This window comes from Streptomyces sp. XM4193, from assembly GCF_023072595.1.
Taxonomy (GTDB): Bacteria; Actinomycetota; Actinomycetes; order Streptomycetales; family Streptomycetaceae; genus Streptomyces.
This window is the reverse complement of sequence record NZ_JALLGK010000017.1, coordinates 1-2,500: the sequence shown is the minus strand read 5'-3', so window position 1 is coordinate 2,500 and position 2,500 is coordinate 1. Positions and strand designations below refer to the sequence as shown.

At 56.1% G+C, this 2,500-nt stretch carries 1 rRNA gene (cut by a window edge); it reads left to right on the top strand.

Annotated features, from left to right (window positions below):
- Positions 1–2,458 (top strand): 23S ribosomal RNA (locus tag MTQ01_RS24730) (it extends 671 nt beyond the left edge of the window).
- Positions 2,459–2,500: the final 42 nt, after the last annotated feature.

Here is a 2,500-nt window from a genome sequence, read left to right as displayed (position 1 = left end):
GAAGAATGAGCCTGCGAGTTTGCGGTGTGTTGCGAGGTTAACCTGTTGTGGGGGAGCCGTAGCGAAAGCGAGTCCGAATAGGGCGTTTCAGTAGCATGCTCAAGACCCGAAGCGGAGTGATCTAGCCATGGGCAGGGTGAAGCGGCTGTAAGAGGTCGTGGAGGCCCGAACCCACCAGGGTTGAAAACCTGGGGGATGACCTGTGGTTAGGGGTGAAAGGCCAATCAAACTCCGTGATAGCTGGTTCTCCCCGAAATGCATTTAGGTGCAGCGTCGTGTGTTTCTTGCCGGAGGTAGAGCACTGGATAGGCGATGGGCCCTACCGGGTTACTGACCTTAGCCAAACTCCGAATGCCGGTAAGTGAGAGCGCGGCAGTGAGACTGTGGGGGATAAGCTCCATGGTCGAGAGGGAAACAGCCCAGAGCATCGACTAAGGCCCCTAAGCGTGTGCTAAGTGGGAAAGGATGTGGAGTCGCAGAGACAACCAGGAGGTTGGCTTAGAAGCAGCCATCCTTGAAAGAGTGCGTAATAGCTCACTGGTCAAGTGATTCCGCGCCGATAATGTAGCGGGGCTCAAGTACACCGCCGAAGTCGTGTCACTCCAACATATAGGCCTAACGGTTGTTGGGGTGGGTAGGGGAGCGTCGTGTGCCGGGTGAAGCAGCCGTGTAAGCGAGTTGTGGATGGTATGCGAGTGAGAATGCAGGCATGAGTAGCGATACAAGAGTGGGAAACTCTTGCGCCGATTGACTAAGGGTTCCTGGGTCAAGCTGATCTGCCCAGGGTAAGTCGGGACCTAAGGCGAGGCCGACAGGCGTAGTCGATGGACAACCGGTTGATATTCCGGTACCCGTGATACAGCGCCCAACACTGAATCTTCTGATGCTAAGGCCGTGAAACCGCCTCGTCTGCCCTTTGGGTGGATGGGGAGTGGTGGAGCCGCTGATCCAAGGTGGTAGTAGGTGAGTGATGGGGTGACGCAGGAAGGTAGTCCAGCCCGGGCGGTGGTTGTCCCGGGGTAAGGGTGTAGGGCGGCATGTAGGTAAATCCGTGTGCTGTGTGCCTGAGACCTGATGCCGAGCCTTTTTGGTGAAGTGGATGATCCTATGCTGTCGAGAAAAGCCTCTAGCGATGTTGTGTTGCGGCCCGTACCCTAAACCGACTCAGGTAGTCAGGTAGAGAATACCGAGGCGTTCGGGTGAACTATGGTTAAGGAACTCGGCAAAATGCCCCCGTAACTTCGGGAGAAGGGGGGCCATTTCTGGTGATAGGGACGTGCTTCCTTGAGCTGGGGGTGGCCGCAGAGACCAGCGAGAAGCGACTGTTTACTAAAAACACAGGTCCGTGCGAAGCCGTAAGGCGATGTATACGGACTGACGCCTGCCCGGTGCTGGAACGTTAAGGGGACCGGTTAGCTGTGATTCGTCATGGCGAAGCTGAGAACTTAAGCGCCAGTAAACGGCGGTGGTAACTATAACCATCCTAAGGTAGCGAAATTCCTTGTCGGGTAAGTTCCGACCTGCACGAATGGCGTAACGACTTCTTGACTGTCTCAACCATAGGCCCGGTGAAATTGCATTACGAGTAAAGATGCTCGTTTCGCGCAGCAGGACGGAAAGACCCCGGGACCTTTACTATAGCTTGATATTGGTGTTCGGTTCGGCTTGTGTAGGATAGGTGGGAGACTTTGAAGCGCACACGCCAGTGTGTGTGGAGTCGTTGTTGAAATACCACTCTGGTCGTGCTGGATGTCTAACCTGGGTCCGTGATCCGGATCAGGGACAGTGTCTGGTGGGTAGTTTAACTGGGGCGGTTGCCTCCTAAAGAGTAACGGAGGCGCCCAAAGGTTCCCTCAGCCTGGTTGGTAATCAGGTGGTGAGTGTAAGTGCACAAGGGAGCTTGACTGTGAGACTGACGGGTCGAGCAGGGACGAAAGTCGGGACTAGTGATCCGGCGGTGGCTTGTGGAAGCGCCGTCGCTCAACGGATAAAAGGTACCCCGGGGATAACAGGCTGATCTTCCCCAAGAGTCCATATCGACGGGATGGTTTGGCACCTCGATGTCGGCTCGTCGCATCCTGGGGCTGGAGTCGGTCCCAAGGGTTGGGCTGTTCGCCCATTAAAGCGGCACGCGAGCTGGGTTTAGAACGTCGTGAGACAGTTCGGTCCCTATCCGCTGCGCGCGTTGGAGTTTTGAGAAGGGCTGTCCCTAGTACGAGAGGACCGGGACGGACGGACCTCTGGTGTGCCAGTTGTTCTGCCAAGGGCATGGCTGGTTGGCTACGTTCGGGAGGGATAACCGCTGAAAGCATCTAAGCGGGAAGCCTGCTTCGAGATGAGGACTCCCACCCACTTGATGGGGTAAGGCTCCCAGTAGACGACTGGGTTGATAGGCCGGATATGGAAGACCTGTGAGGGTTGGAGTTGACCGGTACTAATAGGCCGAGGGCTTGACCATAGATTTGCTCGCGTCCACTGTGTGGTTTCTGAGACAGCAACC